The sequence below is a fragment of the Micromonospora marincola genome (assembly GCF_056150385.1).
In genome coordinates this window covers 1-1,379 of record NZ_JAXCFT010000045.1, presented here as the reverse complement: position 1 = coordinate 1,379, position 1,379 = coordinate 1, and the positions used below count along the sequence as shown (strand labels likewise).

Here is a 1,379-nt window from a genome sequence, read left to right as displayed (position 1 = left end):
ACCTCGCCGCCTAACGCACCACCCAACAAGACCCATCCCGCGCCGCTTCGCGACACGGGATGCTGCCGCACGTCAAGTTACGGTCGATTTTCGAGTTAGAGACAAACCTGCACGGCTCGACTGGGACATCTCCTGGCGTTAGCTTGGCAGATTTGTGGACTGGCCTCGTCATAAAGCTGCCGCAGCGGTTGCAGGTTGACCTCTCCCAACGCACCTTGTTCGTTGACGGCCGGTTCGAGCCGAGAAGAGTATACTTCTTGTTCGATGAGCCAGATCGGACGACGGCTGCCCTAGCGAGTAGAAGTCGAGGACAATGTGGACGAAGCCTTCAAGCTCCATACCGTTAGGCCGATCGACGTTGCGGCTGCGAACCGTGTCCTACATGCTCTTGGGGCCGTAAATTATCTCGAAGAACGTATGGCGACCAACAAGGCTCGCACAACGCACGCCCAGTCTCAGCTCAACCGGGATCTGTCGGTCGGTAATGCAGCATTCGCTTACAACTGCGCCAGTAACGCTGTAGGGACAGCTCTCGACCATCTACGTTCTTGGTACAGCATTCTGGCGTGTGACCTTGCCAAGTTGCCGATGCCAATCCTCGCCCATTACACTCTCGCCCGAGCCGTTTACGAACCAAGCCTGCATACACTTTGGTTGCTAGACGCCGATGCCACTAGTCGGGACCGGATTGGTCGCGGCTATGCCATGGAATTGAAGTCCTTGCAGGACATGCGAAAGTTCCAGGACGCAGCCAATCCATTAGAAGCCAACGCTCAGGTGCTTATCGATCGGGTGTTAGACGGTGCAGCTAGGGACGGCTTCTTGACCCTGGCTGGGAACGGGGCACGGAAACTCACGGTGCCGTTGCTGGACATGACCGCTCTGTTCAACGAATATGATGGCCCGGAGATCCCCGAACGCAGGCCGGAATGGAGGTACCGAATGCTCTCTGGGTTGGCGCATGGCCGAAGGTGGGCAGTAGTGGGAAATGCCGCCGAGATCGAGACAGCGACAGACGAAGGTTACTTCATGCGGCCGAATTGGCAGTTCCTGCAGCACTTCGCCGATTACACAGTGCGGATCACATCGCGTGCAGTTGCCGCATTTATTGCGTACCGATTCGAGCCTTCGCCGTCGGCCGGCACGTCGTCGTAGCGGCGACCGATAATGAATGAAGTCAAATCATAGGTTCGAAGCGGACGCTTTCGGCCTCGCATCAATAAAGCGCGGTGTGACGGTGTACCCCGACTGCTCCTCGTACGCCGCGCAGGTTTCGCGGACTAGTACTCCAGCAGGAGATCCGTTCGGACCTGCTGGAGCGGTGTGGTTTTGTCCGTGGGCGTGGAGCAGCCACCGCTGAGTCTCGTGGTTGTGTGGAC

Annotated in this window: 1 protein-coding gene; it reads left to right on the top strand. The window is 57.9% G+C overall.

Features of this window, described 5'->3' with window-relative positions; translation table 11 throughout:
• Nucleotides 1-315 precede the first annotated feature (315 nt).
• A complete protein-coding gene (locus SM450_RS30970) occupies nt 316-1,155 on the top strand; it encodes a hypothetical protein (protein WP_474623317.1) in 840 nt (279 codons plus the stop codon).
• Nucleotides 1,156-1,379: the final 224 nt, after the last annotated feature.